The sequence below is a fragment of the Saccharothrix espanaensis DSM 44229 genome (assembly GCF_000328705.1).
GTDB lineage: Bacteria > Actinomycetota > Actinomycetes > Mycobacteriales > Pseudonocardiaceae > Actinosynnema > Actinosynnema espanaense.
In genome coordinates this window covers 4,853,452-4,869,539 of the sequence record NC_019673.1, presented here as the reverse complement: position 1 = coordinate 4,869,539, position 16,088 = coordinate 4,853,452, and the positions used below count along the sequence as shown (strand labels likewise).

The following is a 16,088-nucleotide window of genomic DNA, read 5'->3' as shown; positions in this document are numbered from 1 at the left end:
CGTGACCGCCCTGCGCTGCCGGCGACCCGGGGGAGGCCGCCGGCAGCGACGACGTGCGCGGAGCACGCGCCTGGGTGGATCAGGCGGGTGCGTTTGCCGGCCGACTCCTTCCTGAGCAGCTGTCAGCACCGACGGCTGTGGTCAGGTCTGCCGGGCCAGCGCACTCCCGACGGTACGGACGCCGTCGGGGAAGGCGCCGGGGTTCGGGCCGGAGTAGTTGAGCCGCAGGTAGGCGCCGGTCGGTTCGGCCGGGAACCACTCGTTGCCGGGTGCGACCACCACGCCGGCGGCGTCGCAGTCGCGGACCAGCCGGGCCAGGTCGGTGCCGTCGGGCAGGCGCACCCAGAGGTTGAGCCCGCCGTGCGGCACGGCCTCCAGCCGGGCGGCCGGGACGTGCTCGTGCAGGGCCGCGACCATCAGGTCACGGCGGGCGGCGAGCCGGTGGCGCGAGTCGCGCCGGTGGGTCCGCCAGGCGGGCTGGGTGACCACGTCCAGCGCCACCGCCTGGAGCACGCCGCTGACGTACATGGACACCGCCTCGACGTCGGCCAGGATCCGCTCCCGGGCCGGGCCGCGGGCGACGATCCCGGCCACCCGCACCGCCGGCGAGACGCTCTTGGTCAACGAGCGCAGGTAGACGACGTGCCCGCCGTCGTCGCGGGCGGCGAGCGGGACCGGGTCGGCGGTGATGCCGAAGTCGTGCGCCCAGTCGTCCTCGACCAGGAAGGCCCCGTGCCGGCGCACGACGTCGAGCACCTTCTCGGCCAGGTCGGGCGACCACTGCGCCCCGGTGGGGTTGGCGAAGTTCGGCTGGGCGTAGAACGCCCGCGCCCCGGTCCGGGAGAACGCGCGGGCCAGCTCGTCCGGGTCGGGCCCGTGCGCACTGCTCGGCACGGGCACGACCCGCACGCCCGACTGCGCGGCGGCCAGCAGCGCGCCCCAGTAGGTCGGGGACTCCACCAGCAGGGGGCGCTCCGGGCCGACGAGGGCGCGGAAGACGGTGCACAGCGCGCTCTGGCTGCCGGGGAAGACGACGACCTCGCCGGGTGACGGGGGAGCACCGCCGAACGCGCCCAGCTCGGTGGCGAACCACGCCTGCAACTCCGGGAGTCCCGCGGTCGGCGGTCGGGTGACGGCGGCGTCACCGCGCGCGGCCCGGGTGAACGCGGCCCGGACGAGCCGTTCGGGTAGCAGTTCCCGGTCCGGGTAGCCGGAGTGCAACGCGATCACGTCGTTCGGGGTGGTCCGCAGCGCCGTGGAGCGTTGGGTGGCCCGGAAGCCGGGCGAGCCGAGCGCCGCGGTCTGCCAGCCGTAGTCGTTCGGGCGGGTCGTGCGCACCGCGCGCACGAAAGTTCCCACGCCAGGCCGGCTTTCGATCAGACCTTGGGCGGCCAGGGTCCGCAGCGCCTTCTGCACGGTGACCGGGCTCGCCGCGTACCGCGCGACCAGGGCGCGCGTGGAGGGCAGCTTCGCACCCGGCGCGGCGGCCGCGACCCAGTCGCGCACGCCGGCCGCGATCCGTGCACTGCTATCGTCCGACATGAGTGGCAATAGTAGCGCTACGCTCAGCCGGGCGGCCGTGCTATCGCCGTCCCGGGCGGGTCTGGGATGGGGCCTGGTCGGGGTCGCGGCGTTCTCGTTCACCGTGCCGTTCACCCGGGTCGTCGTCGGCGGCGGGATGTCGCCGCTGTTCGTCGGCTCCGGCCGCGCGGTCGTCGCGGCGGTGCTCGCCGCCGGCGCGCTGGCGGCCACCCGGCAGCGCCTGCCCCGAGGGGGCCAGTGGGCCCGGCTCGCGGTGGTCGCCGGGGGAGTGGTCGTCGGGTTCCCGCTGCTGACCTCGTTCGCGCTCACCAGCGCGTCGGCGGGGCACAGCGCCGTCGTGATCGCGCTGCTGCCCGCGGTCACCGCCGTGATAGCGGTGCTGCGCGGGCGCGAACGCCCGCCGAGGTCGTTCTGGGTCATGGCGGCGGTGGGGGCGGCCGCCGCCGTCGTGTTCGCCTCGCTGCGGGGCGACGGGATCGGCGGCCCGCACTGGTCCGACCTGCTCCTGCTCGGCGCGGTCCTCGCCGCCGGGATCGGCTACGCGGAGGGCGGGCTGCTCGCCCGCGAACTCGGGGCGTGGCAGACGGTGTCGTGGGCGCTGGTGCTCTCCGCGCCGCTGATGGCCGCGTTGGCGGGCTTCGCGGTCGTCCGGCAGCCGCCGACCGGCACCCCGGGCGAGTGGGCCGCGTTCGGCTACCTCGCCGTGGTGAGCATGTTCCTGGGTTTCTTCGCCTGGTACCGCGGTCTCGCGATCGGGCCGATGGCGCAGGTGAGCCAAGTCCAGCTCGTCCAACCCGTGATGACGATCTGTTGGGCCGCGCTGCTGCTGGGCGAACAGCTCACGTGGTCGACCGCGCTCGGCGGTGTCGCGGTGATCGCCTGTGCCGCCGTCGCGGTCCGCGCGCGGCTCGGAGCGACTCAGGTCGGGACGGGTCAGGGACTCCCGGTGGACCGGGAGGGGTGAACTGCGTCATTCGGGGTATCCCGTCGGCGTGGTGCCGCAGCCGCCGCGATGACCTGCGCTGCGGACCCGTGGACGGAGAGGAGCAGGTCGTGTCCGAGACGTCGACCAGTGACCTGGTGCGCGACGTGACTCGGCAGACGAGTCGGTTGGTGCGTGAGGAGATCCGGCTCGCCGTGGCCGAGATCAGCGAGAAGGGCAAGCACGTCGGGCTCGGCGTCGGGTTGATGGGTGCCGCCGGGGTGCTCGCGTGGTTCGGCGTCGGCACGGTCGTCGCCGGGCTGGTGCTGACCCTCGCCCTGGTGCTGCCCGCCTGGGCGGCGGCCTTCGTGGTGGCCGCGCTGGTCTTCCTCGTGGCCGGCGTGCTCGTGCTGCTGGGCCGCAAGCAGGTCACCGAAGGGACGCCGCCGCTGCCGGAGGAAGCCATCGAAGGCGTGAAGCGGGACATTTCGACCGTGACGGAGAGGGCGCACCGATGAGCGGCAAGGACATCCCCGACGACACCGCGCAGCTGCGCGCGGACATCGAGAAGACCCGCCGGGAGCTGGGCGACACGGTCGAAGCGCTGGCGCACAAGGCCGACGTGCCCGCCCGGGTCAAGGAGAGCGTGCACGACGGCGTCGACAAGGCGAAGGAAGCCGCCGGGGAGGCGAAGACGAAGGCGAAGGAAGCCGCCGGGGAGGCGAAGGCGCGGGCCGGTCAGGCCGTGACCCGGGCCGCCGCCGAGACGCAACTGGCCGCGGACTCGTTGGCGCACAAGGCAACCGCCGCCGCCGCACACGCCGTGGAGTCGCTGCCGCCGCCCGTGCAGGAGAAGGTCGTGCTGGTCCGGGAACAGGCGGGCCGACGTCCGGCGGCTGTGGTCGGCGGGCTCATCGCGGCGGTGCTGCTGGTGACGTGGCTGGTCAGGAGGGGCCGATGAGCCTGATCCGGGTGCTGTACAAACCGCTGGGCCCGCTGCTCGGCGTGGCCGGCGGTCTGGTGGCCGGCCGGCTGTCCGGGCACCTGTGGAAGCTGGTCAGCGGCGACGACGAGCCGCCGGCCGCGAACCGCAAGGACCGGGGCTGGGGCGAGGTGCTGTTCGCGGCGACCCTCCAAGGCGCGGTGTTCGGCCTGGTGAAGGCCGCCGTGGACCGAGGTGGGGCGACCCTGTTCGACAAGGTGACCGGCGAGTGGCCGGGGGACACCGGGGACGACGACAAGTCCTGACGGACGGGTGCGGCGTGCAATTCGCTGGTCACCGGTCGGCGGCGGTGTCTACCGTGTCGCCGAACGGGACCGGCGAAGGGGTGACGGGGTGCGGCTGGCGGGACGGCAGTGGCGGACGAGGGTCAGTGCCGTGCGGTTGGGCCGTGACAGCTACCGGGTGATCCGGCCTGAGCACCCGGTCGTCCACGCGTCGCTGTACGAGGGTCGGTACGGCCCTCGGCTGGCGGTCGACAAGGCCGCCACGGTGGACCTCGCGTTCGCCTGGTGGCCGGCCGCCCGCTCACCCCGCAGCCTGGTCTACCTGCCGGTGCGGTCGGGTGCTCCCACCTGCGGCGAGGACTACGGCGGCGAGGGCCGCAAGCTCGACCTCGTGCTGCTGCACCACAGCCTCCGGTTCCCGGTGTCGCGGTGGAAGCAGGTGCGGGCCCGTCTCGCCCCATCCGCCGCGCACACGGTGACGCTCCCGCCCAACGCCTTCCCGGTGTTCTCCCGCGAGGAGCACCGGACGGACAACCACCGCGAGTTCAAGGACCACCTCCGCTGGGCCGTCGCCGCGGACACGTTGTTCCTTGTCGGCAGTCGGCTCGCCTACGAGCGCGAAGCCGACCGCGTGCGCGGGCTGGCCGAGGACGGCCCGGCCCAGGTCGTAGGACACCCCGAAACGTACTGCTGCACGGAAATCACGTTGGGCCAGTGGAAGATGAGCGCTGCGCACCAACGCAACCCCTCTGCGGAACTGCACGTCGACCGCTGCCACGAGCACTGGCCGGCACCACAGCGGTGATCACCCCCGACGACGGCCCCCGAACCACCGCGCTGCTCAAGGCCCGGCTGGGCACGGTCCTGGAGGCGGTGACCGAGGAGTGGCACTGGTACGACGGCCGACCGAACAGCCTGATCCGGTTCTGACCGCACTTCGCCGGTACGGCGCACCTGATCGGCGAACTCCACCAGGGCACCCCGCCGCTCACCGACCGCGAGCGGGACGTCCTGCGCTGCCTGGCCAAGGGTTACGACAACCGCGAGATCGCCGACACCCTGGGCATCGCGGTCCGCACGGTCAACCGCCACCTGGAGAACATCCGCGCGAAACTGGGCCACCGCCGCCGGTCCGACTGATCCGAATTGCCCGCCGTGAGGCACTCGGCTGACGCGGCGACCGCGACCGATCACGTCGCTCCCGCCTGCCCGCAACTATGATCCGGCACTCGGGCTCGCGAGAACGGGGGAGCAGGCGCATGAGTGATGTGGACACCGGCAAGGTGGTCGTGAACAGGGCGATGTCGCTCGACGGCTTCATCGCCGGTCGCGGCCACGCGATGGACTGGATCGGCGAGCACCTCACCCCGGACGTGTTCCCGGAGGTCATGGCGGCCACGGGCGCGATGCTCGTGGGTCGGGGCACCTACGAGGTCGCCAAGGGCATGGCCCCGCAGGACACCGCTTACGACGGCGGGGTGCAGTTCGTCCTCACCCACCAACCGCCCGACGAACCGGACCCCACCGTCACGTTCCTCACCTGTGGCATCGAGGAAGCCGTCGCCACCGCCCGCGCCGCCGCGGGCGGCAAGAACCTGGAGATCCTCGGCGCGGACGTGGCCGCCCAGTGCCTGGGACGCGGTCTCGTGGACGAGATCCTGGTGTACGTCCTGCCGGTGCTGCTCGGCGACGGCGTCCGCTTCTCGCCCCCCAGCCTCGACCGGGTCGAGCTGGAACCGTTCGCCAACACCCAGTCCGGTGCCGTCACGATGCTCCGCTTCCGCGTGCGCAAGCAGTCGTAGCCCTCTGCCGGCTAGCTTCGGTACAGCTCTCCGGCTTCGCGCCACCGCCGCCGCCGGTGCCCTCCCGCGAAGGGCACTGGCGGCGCTCCGGCCGTGCGCCGGACGCTGTGGTCACCCGGCCGTCCACCCGGTGACCACAGCGGACGTCCTAGGCGAGGTCCGGCAGGGCGCGGGCCACCTCGTCCGGTGACGGCATGCGGGCGATCTCCTCGGCGATCGCGCGCGCCGCGTCCCGGTACCCGCGCCGGAGGGCCCGCACGTGGTCGGCGACGGCGTCCGCGCTCAGTTCGTCGCCGAGCAGGCGAAGCCCGGCACCCGCCACGCAGACCGCGTCGGCGTTGGCGAACTGGTCGGCTCCCTGCGGCAGGAACAACTGCGGCACGCCGGCGGCGAGCGCACCCAACGTCGTGCCGCTGCCGCCGTGGTGCACCACCACGTCGACGTGCGGCCACAGGTCCGCTTGCGGCACCCAGGGCCGAAGGATGACGTTGCCCGGCACAGGCCCGACCTGTTCCACCGGGACTCGCCCGGTCGCGACCACGACCTGCGCGCCCAACGCCGCCAGCCCCCGGATGGCCGTGGCGAGGACCTCAGGGGTGCCGAACGCGGTGCCGAGCGTCAGGTAGACCAGCGGCGGCCCGCCCCTCTCGGGCAGCGCGCCGGGTTCGCAGAACGCGACCGGCCGCAGCGGGATCCGTTCGGCGGTCGCCAGGAAGTCCGGGTCCTGCAACGACGGCGGGCAGATGTCGAGGTGCGGGCGGCCCGGCGCGGGCCGTTCCAGCCCGATGCCGGCCGGGAACATCCGGCCGAAACCGTGCCAGAGACCGGGGATCCCGGCGGCGCGGGCGGCGTCGGCCGCACCCGGCAGCCCCCACTCGTGCACGACCAGGTCCGGCCGCAGCCGCGCCAGCTCCGGCGCGAGGTCCTCGGCGTAGATCTCGTAGAACGAGTCCGCCGGGCGGAAGGGCCGCAGCCCGTGCGCCGCCAACGGCCCGTGCACGTCCTCGCCGGCGGCGAAGTGCACCTCGTGCCCGGCGTCGCGGGCGGCGATCGCGAGCGGGATCAACGGGTAGGTGTGGCCGACCGAGGCGAGACTGGCGAAGAGCACGCGCATGGCCGCAGAACCTACGCGTGCCGGTGCTCACGCCCGCCGGTCGGCCGGTTCGGGCTGGACCGAGTACGCCCGGGGGTACTTGCGGCCCGGGTTCGGCGTCGGCGAGCCGGTGAACGACACCGGCGTGCCGGTGGCCAGCGCCGAACGGCCGTCCGGCAGGTCGTCGCTGGAGACGAACCACGACCCGCCGCGCGTGTCGGTGATGAACCCGTGCGGCTGCCCGGCCCGCCACCCGGTCACCGTGCCGCGCCGGCGTCCGCGCGGCGAGCCCACCGCCGACGCCGCCACCCCGGCGGAGCGGACGAACGGCGGCCGCAGCGGGTAGTCGGCACGGTCGGCGGGCGCGAACAGCGCGTCGAACCCCGGCGTCCGACTGGCAGCGGCCCGCAGCGGCGCGGCGGTGCGCGGCGTCCACGCGGGCGGGAGCGGCGACGAACGGATGTCCACCACCGGAACGACCACCCGGATGCCGCGCGCCGTCAGCCGGGTGGCCAGCGGGGTGAAGTCCGAGTCGCCGGTGACCAGCACCACCCACTGCAACCGCGCGGTGGTGGCGCGCTCCCAGACTTCGAGCGCGAAGTGGACGTCGACGCCCTTCTCCTTGCCGCCGTGCAGCGGGAGGTCGTGCCGGACGATCCCGGCCACCGCGAGCGCGGCGTCGAACGACGTGGCGGGCGTGTCGATCCGCCCACGGACGTAGTGCGCCTCTTCCACGGTGCAGACGTCGAGCGGCAGCCCCGTCTCGGTGTGGACGTACCAGCGCAGCGAGTCGTGGAACCCGTCCAACGCGATCCGTGCCGCCCGTGGGTGCTCGGTGGCGTAGAAATCGCTCAGGTAGGCGAACCACGTCCCGTCGTAGAACACCCCGATGCGCGCGCCTTCCCCCACCGCCCCAGTTTACCCGCACCGCGCCGAACCCGAGCACGACACCCGCTCCACGAGCCCGTCCGGTGTGGAGGGCGATCCGGTACGGCCACAGTGGACTCCCACCCCGGCGGCAGTGCCTCTCGACCTGGTATCGGCGGCCCCGTGACCAGGCCAGGCGAACGGGCAGCCGGCGGGGTGGGCACGGCGGTCAGGGGTTCTTGCGGACCAGCAGCTGGGCCTGGTGGAACTGCCGCTCGTGCTCGAAGGGCTCCCGCCGCAGCCGGCCGACCTCGGCGAACCCGGCTTGGCGCAACAGGTCCGCGAGGCTGTCCGGGGACCACCGGTAGGCGGGCGCGACCTTGTGGTCGAACTCCCGCGGCAGCGGGTCGTCGCCGGCGAAGAACCCGAGCAGCAGGTGGCCGCCCGGTGCCAGCACCCGCTCGAACTCGGCGAACACGGCCGGCAGGTGCTCCGGTCGGGTGTGGATGGTCGAGTAGGACGCGAGGATGCCGCCCAGGACCCCGTCGGCGAGGTCCAGGGCGGTCATCGAACCCACGTCGAACCGCAGGCCCGGATGGGCTTGCCGGGCCAGCGCGACCATCTCCGGGGAGAGGTCGATGCCGAACGTGCTCGCCCCGAGCCCGTGCAGGTGCGCGGTCACGTGGCCGGGCCCGCAGCCGATGTCGGCGATCGGCCCGGCGTCGTGGACCCGCACGAGTTCGGCGAACGCGCCCAGCAGCGCGCGTTCCAACGGCAAGGTCTCCAGAACGTCGCTGAACAGTTCGGCGTAGAGGGCGGCAACGGCGTCGTAAGCCGCCCTGGTCTCGGGATCGGTCACGGGCAAAACCCTAAGCGGCTCTTGGGTGACCGGGTGGCGTGGGGCATCGTTCAGATCGGCCCATCTGATGGTCACCGGCCGACGTCGAGCCCTCGTGCGCCACGCCGACGCCCAACTCCGCCACGCGAGCCGCCCAGTACGGCTGGTCCGCGATCCGGGGCACGATCACCTGGGGCGCACCGGCTCGGGCCGCCGTCGTCGTGGTGCCCGCGCCGCCGTGGTGCACGACCGCCGCCACCCGGCGGAACAGCGCCTGCTGGTTGACCTCGCCGACGGTGAAGCAGTCGTCGGCGTCGTCGATCGCGGCCAGGCCCGCCCAGCCCCGGGCGGTCGTCGGTCAGGATCCACGCGCCGGTCTGCACGACGTCGAGTTCCGTCATGCCCTGCGACGGGCACAGCACCGGGTCCGCCGCCGGCCACGGCCGGCCGGTCAGGACGTGGTCGCGGACGTTGTCCACCGGCGGCAGGCTGATCGCCGCCCGATGGCTGTCGAGCGCCTCGCCGTACAGGGCGTTGACCCGCTGCGCGTCCTGCTCCCACAGCACCCGGTGGTCGGTCTCGCCCTCCGGCGACGGGGTGCCCGGCCGGGCACCCGGCGCGAAGTGCCGCGACGGCAGCCCGAGCAGGTGGAAGCACGCGAGCACGTACGGGATGCCCTGCTTCTCGGCCACGTCCCGCGCCCCGGCCGGCATCAGACCGGTCGCCGGCAGCGCGTCGCACCCGCGTGCCGCCGCGCCGGGCACCTCGAACCGCGCGGCGACCAGCGCGGGAGCGAGCCGGAACGCGTCCTGCGCCGTCGGCGGCTTCGGCCCGGCGACGACCGAGCGCACCGTCGGGCCCAGCGGCACCAGCGGCACGTCGACCCGTTCCAGCGGCACCGCGAACTCCTCGTCCGGCGGCGCGCACACCGTCGCTTCCGTGCCGAGTTCCCGCAGCGCCACCGCGAGCCCGGCGAGCGGTTCGACGTCTCCGCGCGATCCCCGTGTCGTCAACAGCACCCGCACGTTCGATCCCCGTTTCCCCAGGTCCCGGCCTCAGGCCGAATTCCGCCTTCGCCGCGGCGAAGGGCGAGCCAGGCGCGACGGCCCGGCTCGCCGGTCACCTCAGAAGTCGCCGGGACGCTTGAAGGCCCACCGCTGGTTGGTCTGCGTCTCGTCGCCGATCAGGTGCCAGAGCTGCACCGGGGTGCCGTTGGAGCCGGTCTGGTTGGCGACCGCGTCCACGACCTTGGCCGAGTGCTGCCCCATGATCCACCGGTAGCCGGGTGTGTTGGTGGACAACGACTTCCAGATCTGGTTGCGCTGGTTCGGGCCGAGGCAGTCCCACAGTTGCAGCCGGGTGCCGGCGGCGGTGCCCATGCCGGTCGCGTCGAGGCACCGGCCGCTGGCGACGCCGATCAGCTGGAACTCGTAGTCGGAGACCCAGTGGATCCGCCACATCTGGTTGTACTGGGTCGGTGGGTAGCAGTCCCAGAGCTGGATCGGCGTGCCGTTCACCCCGTTCCATTGCGCGGTGGCGTCCAGGCACCGGTTGTTGGCGCGGCTCACGATGTACACGACTTCATCATCGGCGAGTGCGGTGCCCGCCGGTATCACCGCGCTGAATACGGCCACCGCGACCATGGTCCACAGTTTCCTGAGCACGGAACCCCTCCCTCATCCCAGCTGAACAGTTCGAGCCACTGTCTCGGCGGTGAACCGACTGGTCAACGCCGTGGGAAGGGGTGGGAACACGTGGGAGGCTGGGCCCATGGACCAACCTGGGCTGCCCGGCGACCCGACGACCTGGCGGGAGTTCCGCGGCGCGTTGAAAAAGCTGATGAAGCGGTCGGAGGTGACCGCGCTCGCGATTGAACGAATGTCCGTCGACGCGATCGCGCGGAGTCGGGGAGCCGAAAGCACCTCCGATGCCACGGTCGGTCGGAAAATCGCCGACAAAGAACAGGAGGTCGACGCCAGATCCGTGCGGACGATCGTCGTCGCGTGCGCGTTGAGCGTGGAACGGAGGGGCGGCTTACCCGTGGACGCCGACGTCGACGCGTGGCTGCGGGCCCGCACGCGGCTGGTCGAAGCCGGCATCGGTGCCGGGGAACCGGTCACTCCGGCCGTCGAACGACGTCGTCGGTGGAGCAGGGCGCGCATCGCCTGGCTCGCCGTCGCCGTCGCCGTCGCCGTGGCCGCGGTGGCGGGCGGGGTGGCCGTCGCAGCCGGTGCCTGGCGGTCCGAACCGGTGCGGCAGTCGTCCTGCGCCACATCGCCGGACCGGGTGGCGACCGACGGCCTGACGATGGGCTCGCCGGCGTCGGACACCGTGGTCACGGGCGACTCCGTCGAGGCGGGCGGCACGGTCGACCTCGCGCCCGGCGAACGTCCACCGTGGCTGCTACTGCACGCCATCTCGGCGTGCAAGTACTACCTCGTGGGGCCGACGACGGTGTCTGGACGTTCGTGGACCGGCACGTTGTACGTCGATCCCGCCCAGCACGGGGTTTTCGGCGCTTACGCCGTGGTGGTGGGGGAGGCCGAGGATGATCGTCTGCACCAACTCGCGGCGGCGGGCAGGTCGCCGTTCATCGAGCAGTTGCCGGACGGCGCCCGCGTGGTCGGCGTGACCGTGCGGTGCTGCGCCTGAGCCTGCGGCCTGGTGGCGGCAGGTCAGTACTCGTCGGGGAGCCGGATCTCCGGGCCGCCGGCGTGGAGGCCGAGCGGGACGGCGCGTCCCTTCGGCTCCTCCCACGGTTCCTGGCGGCCGAGGGCGGTCAGGTCGAGGTAGTGGCTCACGCCGACGGCCGATTCGATGCCCCGGGCGAACGTCGAGTACGTGTGGTAGACGGTGTCGCCGTCACGGAGGAAGGCGCTCAGGCCGGGGTAGTCGCCGCGCCGGGCCGCCGACCACGGCGTGCCGGCTTCCGCCAGTTCGGCCTCGGTGCGGTAGTTGAGCAGGACCGGTGCGGACCTCTCGTCCACGGTGGCGTGGAAGTCGTGGTTGAAGTCGCTGCCGGCGGAGGAGTACCAGGGGAAGTTCCACCCCATCCGCTCGCGGAACGCGGCGATCTTGTCGTACGGCCCGCGCGAGACGGCGACCAGCGTGGTGTCGCGGACGTGGAGCTGGGTCAGGCCGGCGATGCCGTCCGCGGTCGTCGAGCAGCTCGAACAGGCGACGTCACGGGGGTGTTCACGCCCTTCGGCGTCGATGTCGTAGGTCCACATGAAGTGGTGCAGCACGAGCTGCGACCGGCCCTCGAACAGGTCGAGCAGGCCGACCTCGCCGTCCGGCCCGACGAACGCGTAGGGCTTGTCGACCCGGACCATGGGCAGCCGGCGGCGCTCGGCGTTGAGCCGGTCGCGCGCCTTGGTGAGGGCCTTCTCCTGGGCCAGCAGCTGGATGCGGGCGGCGAGCCAGTCGGAACGGGACACGATCTCGGGCAGGGACATCCGGGCCTCCTCGAACTGATCTCGTTTTGCAAGTGGTCCCACGGTAGGGGAGACTGGTTCGAGAACGCAACCGGTGCGGAGGTGGGTCCGGTGCGCAAGGACGTCCGGTCGACGTGCCCGGTCAACCTGTCGCTGGAGGTCTTCGGCGACCGCTGGACCCTGCTGGTGCTCCGGGACGTCGTCTTCGGGGGTGCCCGGCACTTCCGCGAACTGCTCGGCGGGCCGGAGCGGATCTCCTCGAACATCCTCACCGACCGGCTGGCCGCGCTGGTCGAGCACGGGCTGCTGACCCGGGCCGGCGACCCGTCGCACAAGCAGAAGGTCGTCTACAGCCTGACCGAGCGGGCGATCCAGCTGGTGCCGGTACTCGTCCAGATCAGCGCGTGGGGCGCGCGGCACCTCCCGGTGGCCGAGCAGTACGCCGCGCGCACGGGCGTGCTCGTCGCCGGCGGCCCGCCGCTGTGGGAGGTGTTCATGGACGAACTGCGGGAAGACCACCTCGGCACGCGGCTGGCGCCCGCGCCGGCCGGCCCGACCGTCAGGGAGCGGATGGAGGCCGCGTACCAGGCGGTGCTGGATCGTGCCGGACGTGGTCCAGGACCGTGCCGGTGAACAGGCCCAAGTCGACCTCGCCGACGAACGTGCTGCCGCCCATCGAGGCGAGGCCGGTCGTGATGCCGTCGAACGAGCAGTCGATGAACGTGCAGTGGTCGAAGTGGCTGCGGTGCAGTTGCGCCCCGGTGAAATCGCACCGGGTGAACGTCTGACCGGACGCGACCACGCCCCGCAGACGTGCGCCGGCGAACGAGCAGTCGGTGAACGTCGCGGGCAGCCGGCAGCGGTCCAACCTCGCTTCGCGGAACGAGCACCGCGTGAACGAACGGCCCAAGAACGTGCCGCGCAGCACCGCCTGGTCGAACACGCACGACGTGAAGTCCGAGTCGAACTGGCCGCCGTCGGCGAGCGTGCCGGCGGCGAAGTCCACGCCCTCGACCCGCGCGTGCCGGATCGGCTCGGTCAACCGCAGACCCCGGTAGTCGAGCAGACCGCCCGGGGTGGTGCCGAACGGGGACGCGGGCGGGTCGAACGGCGCTTTCGGCGACGACCGGCGGTGCGCCAGATCAGCGCGCAGCCCGGCCATGACAGCGGCCGTCCGCTCGCCGTCCCACCGGACGCGCCACGCCCGCGCCCCCGTTCCGTTGCGCGGCAACGGACCTAGTCCCACCAGAAGGTCCAGCCCTCGTCGGACAGGAGTCGTTCGGCGTAGGTGGTCAGCGTCTCGGACCTGCGGCCCTGCCAGAAGTTGTCCGGGCAGAACGCGAAGTGCTCGGCGGCGACGCGGAGCGCGTCCTCCATCGTGGCCGGTCGGTTCGCGACGCTGAGGTACAGCGTGGCGAAGCCGACCCCGACCACCCGCGCGCCGAAGCGGTCCTCCCACCCGCGCACGACGGCGGAGATCTCGGCCGTGTCGCCGGTGTAGTTGACCGGACCGGTCCAGCCGACGGCGGTCAGCGCGTCCGCGCCGCGCCCGGCGGCCACCAGGCCCAGCCGCATCGAGTCGAGGACCGACCCCAGGACCTCGGCCACGTCGTCGGCCTCCGCGCCGGGGTCCGCGGTGCCGGCCGAGGGTGCGGCCAGGCCCGGCCACTGCCGGCCGAACGGCGCGGTCAGCCCGCGCTGGTCGTCCTCGGGGCTCTCGCCCGAGGTGTGGCCGGCCCACCAGCGGGACAGCAGCGCCTCGGCGTCGTGGCCGTCCGGCGAGGACATCCCGGCCGTGGCGAGTTCGCCGACGCCCCAGGGGCGGAACTCCTCGTTGTCGTGCAGCGGTTCCAGCATCAGCGGCCACAGGCCGGACTCGGGGTGCTCGGCGCGCAACCGCCGCCACAGGTCGAGCCTCGGAGGCGCGTCGCTGAGCCAGAGCACCGGGCGTTCCTCGTCCTCGGGCACCACCAGCCGCCCCGGCGGCAACGGGATCGACAGCGGTCGACGGGCGTCCGCGTCGGGGAACAAGGCGGCGAGGTCGGGCGATGTTTCCGAGGTCACCTCACGGATGTTAGGTGGCCGTGCGGCGTGCCCCGCGTGGCACCCCTGCTGTCACGTGTGGACGGACGCGCGATCTCGGCGTGGAGAACCGGTCGCAGCGCGACGCGGCGCAGCCGATCCGGTGGACTGGACCCTGAACTCGTTGGCTGGCACCGGGCTCGGCGCTGGTGGAACTGCTTGAACGGGCCGGCGTCAGCGGTGGGCCGCGAACAGGTCGAGCAGGCCCTGCGGTGCGTCGTCGCGGAAGCAGGCGGCCTGCCCTGCGGCAGAGGCCGCGGCGGAGGACTCGCCGCGCGGGAACAGCGCGGTTTCGTAGGCGGTGACGGCTTCGTCGGGGTCGCCGGGGTGTGCGGCCAGGGCCAGGCCGAGTCCGGCACCGTCGAGCATCGCCAGGTTCGCGCCCTCGCCGGCGAACGGCGACATCAGGTGCGCGGCGTCGCCGAGCAGGGTCACGCCGGGGACGTGGTCCCAGCGGTGGCCGACCGGCAGGGCGTGGATCGGGCGGGGGACCAGGTCGCCCTCGGCGTCGGCGATCACCGCCCGCAGGCTCGCGTCCCAGTCGGCGAACCGGTCCAGCAGCACCGCCTTGGCGGCGGCGGTGTCGGCGAAGTCGACGCCGGCGATCCACTCCTCGGGAACGGTGAGCGCGGCGTAGACGTGCACGTCGCCGCCGGACTCGCGGTGCGCCAGGAAGCCTTGGCCCGCACCGAGGGCGAACATCATGCCGCCGCCGACCAGGGCCGCCGCCGCCGGGTGGCGGGCGTCGGCGTCGGGCAGGTCGAGTTCGACGAAGGACACACCGGTGTAGGCGGGCGTCGCGGGGGAGACGAGCGGCCGGATCCGGGACCACGCGCCGTCCGCGCCGACCAGGAGGTCGGTGCTGAACGTGGTGCCGTCCGCCAGGGTCACCTCGTGGTGGTCGCCGATCCGTTGTGCGGTGCGGACTCTCGCGCCCCAGCGGACGGTGCCGGCGGGCAGCGCGTCGAGCAGGAGGTCGCGCAGGTGGCCCCGGTCGATCTCGGGCCGGTCGCCGGTGCCGTCGTCCTGCTCGGCGAGGTGCACCACGCCGTGCCGGTCCAGGACGCGGGTCTCCTGGCCCTTGGGCAGCACCAGCGCGCGGAACTCGTCGTGCAGGCCGGCGGCGTGCAGCGCGACGGCTCCGGTGTCGTCGTGGATGTCGAGCATCCCGCCTTGTGCGCGGGTGTGCCGTGACGGTTCCTGTTCGTAGACGGCGGCGTCGACGCCGTGGCGGTGCAGGACGCGGGCGAGCGTGAGACCGCTCAGGCCCGCACCGACGACGGCGACGTTGTGGTGGGTCATCGGGGGGCTCCGGTCTGTGCGGGGAAGTCGGGGTCGGTGCCGGTCAGTTCGGCGCTGATCGCCCACAGCCGGGCGGCGGCGTCGAGGTCGGCCAGCGGTCCGCGCACGCGCTCGCGGTGCGGCCGGCCCCGGAACCCGAGGAACCGGGGGCCCCAGAGGTCGCCGCCCTCGACGGTCGGGTCCAGCACGGCCCGCACCGAGGTCCACGCGCCGGCGTGCTTGCCGTGCAGCAGGAGGGCGGCCGGCAGGGTGCGCGCCGACCGGCCGGCGTGCACGGCCGGTCGGGCCGGGGTGAGGCCGTCGAGCGCCCCGCCGGGGTGGGTCACGACGCTGCGGACGGCCGACCCGGCGGCGCGCAGCCGGCGGTCGAGTTCGAAACCGGTCAGCATCTGCGCGAGCTTCGACCGCGCGTAGGCGGGTTTGGGCCGGTAGTCCCGCGTGCTCTCCAGGTCGGCGAAGTCGAGGTGCTCGGACTTCGCGGTGAAGCTGCCGGTGGTGACGATCCGCGCGTCCGGCGTGAGCACCGGGGCCAGCAGGGCGGTCAGCCCGAAGTGCCCGAGGTGGTTGGTCGCGAACATCAGCTCGTGGCCGTCCGGGATCTCCCGGCGGCGCGGGTCGTCGAGCAGGACCCCGGCGTTGAGCACGACGGCGTCGAGCCGGTCGGGCCACCCGGTGGTGCGCGGGAGGTCGGCGAGGTCGAGCGGGAGGTGCCGCAGCCGCGCGTCGGGGACCTGCGCGCGGATCGCCGCCATCGCGGCCCGCGCCTTCGCCGGGTCCCGGCTGCCGAGCACCACCTCCGCCCCGGTCCCGGCGAGCTGTTCGGCGACGAAGTAGCCGATGCCCGCGTTGCCCCCGGTCACCAGGAACGTCCGGTCGTCGGCGCGCGGGAGTCGGTGGACGTCCCACACGCTGTCTGCTCTGGTCACGCCACCGACCATAGTCGGAATCATTCCGAGTTTGCAATCAGTATGATTTTGGA

Annotated in this window: 20 protein-coding genes and 1 pseudogene; 10 read left to right on the top strand and 11 right to left on the bottom strand. The window is 73.3% G+C overall.

The window, feature by feature from the left end:
• Positions 1-141: 141 nt before the first annotated feature.
• A complete protein-coding gene (locus BN6_RS21595) occupies positions 142-1,542 on the bottom strand; it encodes an aminotransferase-like domain-containing protein (RefSeq protein ID WP_041313561.1) in 1,401 nt (466 codons plus the stop codon).
• Positions 1,543-1,579: 37 nt separating this feature from the next.
• On the opposite strand from BN6_RS21595, the gene BN6_RS44945 reads away from it, so the two are divergent.
• The 8 genes from BN6_RS44945 (at position 1,580) to BN6_RS21565 (ending at position 5,493) form a co-directional block, all read left to right on the top strand.
• Positions 1,580-2,506 carry a DMT family transporter gene (locus BN6_RS44945; protein WP_041313557.1) on the top strand — a complete coding sequence of 309 codons (927 nt, stop codon included), beginning with the start codon at positions 1,580-1,582 and terminating at the stop codon, positions 2,504-2,506.
• 89 nt (positions 2,507-2,595) lie between these two features.
• A complete protein-coding gene (locus tag BN6_RS44940) occupies positions 2,596-2,982 on the top strand; it encodes a phage holin family protein (protein WP_231904720.1) in 387 nt (128 codons plus the stop codon).
• The gene (locus BN6_RS42195; RefSeq protein ID WP_015101850.1) at positions 2,979-3,425 is read left to right on the top strand and encodes a DUF3618 domain-containing protein; all 447 of its coding nucleotides are present in this window, start codon (positions 2,979-2,981) and stop codon (positions 3,423-3,425) included. Before BN6_RS44940 ends, BN6_RS42195 begins: the two co-directional genes overlap by 4 nt.
• On the top strand, positions 3,422-3,712 hold the full coding sequence (locus BN6_RS21575; protein ID WP_015101849.1) for a DUF4235 domain-containing protein: 291 nt from the start codon (positions 3,422-3,424) through the stop codon (positions 3,710-3,712). The genes BN6_RS42195 and BN6_RS21575 overlap by 4 nt, the downstream gene beginning before the upstream one ends.
• A 130-nt stretch (positions 3,713-3,842) precedes the next feature.
• Positions 3,843-4,496, top strand: a complete 654-nt coding sequence (locus tag BN6_RS21570) for a hypothetical protein (RefSeq protein ID WP_231904719.1) — start codon at positions 3,843-3,845, stop codon at positions 4,494-4,496.
• Entirely contained in the window at positions 4,493-4,621 is a 129-nt protein-coding gene (locus BN6_RS49700) for a hypothetical protein (RefSeq protein ID WP_269454268.1), read from the top strand. The genes BN6_RS21570 and BN6_RS49700 overlap by 4 nt, the downstream gene beginning before the upstream one ends.
• Positions 4,622-4,645: 24 nt before the next feature.
• A complete protein-coding gene (locus BN6_RS48990) occupies positions 4,646-4,831 on the top strand; it encodes a helix-turn-helix domain-containing protein (protein WP_084672913.1) in 186 nt (61 codons plus the stop codon).
• 119 nt (positions 4,832-4,950) lie between these two features.
• Complete coding sequence (locus BN6_RS21565) at positions 4,951-5,493, top strand: dihydrofolate reductase family protein (RefSeq protein ID WP_015101846.1); 543 nt, start codon at positions 4,951-4,953, stop codon at positions 5,491-5,493.
• Between the two features lie 148 nt (positions 5,494-5,641).
• Here the strand turns inward: BN6_RS21565 and BN6_RS21560 are convergent, their stop codons facing one another.
• The 5 genes and pseudogenes from BN6_RS21560 to BN6_RS21540 all read right to left on the bottom strand — a co-directional run bounded on the left by BN6_RS21560 (position 5,642) and on the right by BN6_RS21540 (position 9,955).
• Positions 5,642-6,607, bottom strand: coding sequence for a glycosyltransferase (locus BN6_RS21560; protein ID WP_015101845.1), 966 nt, complete (start codon positions 6,605-6,607; stop codon positions 5,642-5,644).
• A 27-nt stretch (positions 6,608-6,634) separates the two neighbouring features.
• Entirely contained in the window at positions 6,635-7,495 is an 861-nt protein-coding gene (locus BN6_RS21555; protein ID WP_015101844.1) for an NYN domain-containing protein, read from the bottom strand.
• A gap of 187 nt (positions 7,496-7,682) precedes the next feature.
• Positions 7,683-8,312, bottom strand: a complete 630-nt coding sequence (locus tag BN6_RS21550; protein WP_015101843.1) for a class I SAM-dependent DNA methyltransferase — start codon at positions 8,310-8,312, stop codon at positions 7,683-7,685.
• An 88-nt stretch (positions 8,313-8,400) separates the two neighbouring features.
• Positions 8,401-9,316 (bottom strand): annotated as a pseudogene (locus tag BN6_RS21545) (nucleotide disphospho-sugar-binding domain-containing protein); the annotation flags it as partial.
• 99 nt (positions 9,317-9,415) lie between these two features.
• Complete coding sequence (locus tag BN6_RS21540; RefSeq protein WP_015101841.1) at positions 9,416-9,955, bottom strand: RICIN domain-containing protein; 540 nt, start codon at positions 9,953-9,955, stop codon at positions 9,416-9,418.
• A 106-nt stretch (positions 9,956-10,061) separates the two neighbouring features.
• Here BN6_RS21540 and BN6_RS46820 point away from each other — a divergent pair, with 106 nt between their 5' ends.
• On the top strand, positions 10,062-10,943 hold the full coding sequence (locus tag BN6_RS46820; protein WP_015101840.1) for a hypothetical protein: 882 nt from the start codon (positions 10,062-10,064) through the stop codon (positions 10,941-10,943).
• A 23-nt stretch (positions 10,944-10,966) separates the two neighbouring features.
• Here the strand turns inward: BN6_RS46820 and BN6_RS21530 are convergent, their stop codons facing one another.
• Entirely contained in the window at positions 10,967-11,746 is a 780-nt protein-coding gene (locus BN6_RS21530; RefSeq protein WP_015101839.1) for a DUF899 domain-containing protein, read from the bottom strand.
• Between the two features lie 90 nt (positions 11,747-11,836).
• Here BN6_RS21530 and BN6_RS21525 point away from each other — a divergent pair, with 90 nt between their 5' ends.
• The gene (locus BN6_RS21525; protein ID WP_015101838.1) at positions 11,837-12,358 is read left to right on the top strand and encodes a winged helix-turn-helix transcriptional regulator; all 522 of its coding nucleotides are present in this window, start codon (positions 11,837-11,839) and stop codon (positions 12,356-12,358) included.
• On the opposite strand, the gene BN6_RS42190 is transcribed toward BN6_RS21525, so the two are convergent.
• From BN6_RS42190 to BN6_RS21505, 4 genes are all read right to left on the bottom strand, one after another.
• The gene (locus BN6_RS42190) at positions 12,285-12,971 is read right to left on the bottom strand and encodes a pentapeptide repeat-containing protein (RefSeq protein WP_148302956.1); all 687 of its coding nucleotides are present in this window, start codon (positions 12,969-12,971) and stop codon (positions 12,285-12,287) included. The genes BN6_RS21525 and BN6_RS42190 overlap by 74 nt on opposite strands.
• Complete coding sequence (locus BN6_RS21515) at positions 12,962-13,789, bottom strand: DUF4253 domain-containing protein (protein WP_015101836.1); 828 nt, start codon at positions 13,787-13,789, stop codon at positions 12,962-12,964. Before BN6_RS21515 ends, BN6_RS42190 begins: the two co-directional genes overlap by 10 nt.
• A 192-nt stretch (positions 13,790-13,981) precedes the next feature.
• Entirely contained in the window at positions 13,982-15,109 is a 1,128-nt protein-coding gene (locus BN6_RS21510; protein ID WP_015101835.1) for an FAD-dependent oxidoreductase, read from the bottom strand.
• The gene (locus BN6_RS21505; protein ID WP_015101834.1) at positions 15,106-16,059 is read right to left on the bottom strand and encodes an SDR family NAD(P)-dependent oxidoreductase; all 954 of its coding nucleotides are present in this window, start codon (positions 16,057-16,059) and stop codon (positions 15,106-15,108) included. Before BN6_RS21505 ends, BN6_RS21510 begins: the two co-directional genes overlap by 4 nt.
• Positions 16,060-16,088 lie beyond the last annotated feature (29 nt).

Excerpts from the sequence above, each read along its gene's own strand:
- BN6_RS21595 (WP_041313561.1), bottom strand. The coding sequence starts at position 1,542 with ATGTCGGACGATAGCAGTGCACGGATCGCGGCCGGCGTGCGCGACTGG.
- BN6_RS42195 (WP_015101850.1), top strand. The coding sequence starts at position 2,979 with ATGAGCGGCAAGGACATCCCCGACGACACCGCGCAGCTGCGCGCGGAC.
- BN6_RS21575 (WP_015101849.1), top strand. The coding sequence starts at position 3,422 with ATGAGCCTGATCCGGGTGCTGTACAAACCGCTGGGCCCGCTGCTCGGC.
- BN6_RS21565 (WP_015101846.1), top strand. The coding sequence starts at position 4,951 with ATGAGTGATGTGGACACCGGCAAGGTGGTCGTGAACAGGGCGATGTCG.
- BN6_RS21560 (WP_015101845.1), bottom strand. The coding sequence starts at position 6,607 with ATGCGCGTGCTCTTCGCCAGTCTCGCCTCGGTCGGCCACACCTACCCG.
- BN6_RS46820 (WP_015101840.1), top strand. The coding sequence starts at position 10,062 with ATGGACCAACCTGGGCTGCCCGGCGACCCGACGACCTGGCGGGAGTTC.
- BN6_RS21530 (WP_015101839.1), bottom strand. The coding sequence starts at position 11,746 with ATGTCCCTGCCCGAGATCGTGTCCCGTTCCGACTGGCTCGCCGCCCGC.
- BN6_RS21510 (WP_015101835.1), bottom strand. The coding sequence starts at position 15,109 with ATGACCCACCACAACGTCGCCGTCGTCGGTGCGGGCCTGAGCGGTCTC.
- BN6_RS21505 (WP_015101834.1), bottom strand. The coding sequence starts at position 16,059 with ATGATTCCGACTATGGTCGGTGGCGTGACCAGAGCAGACAGCGTGTGG.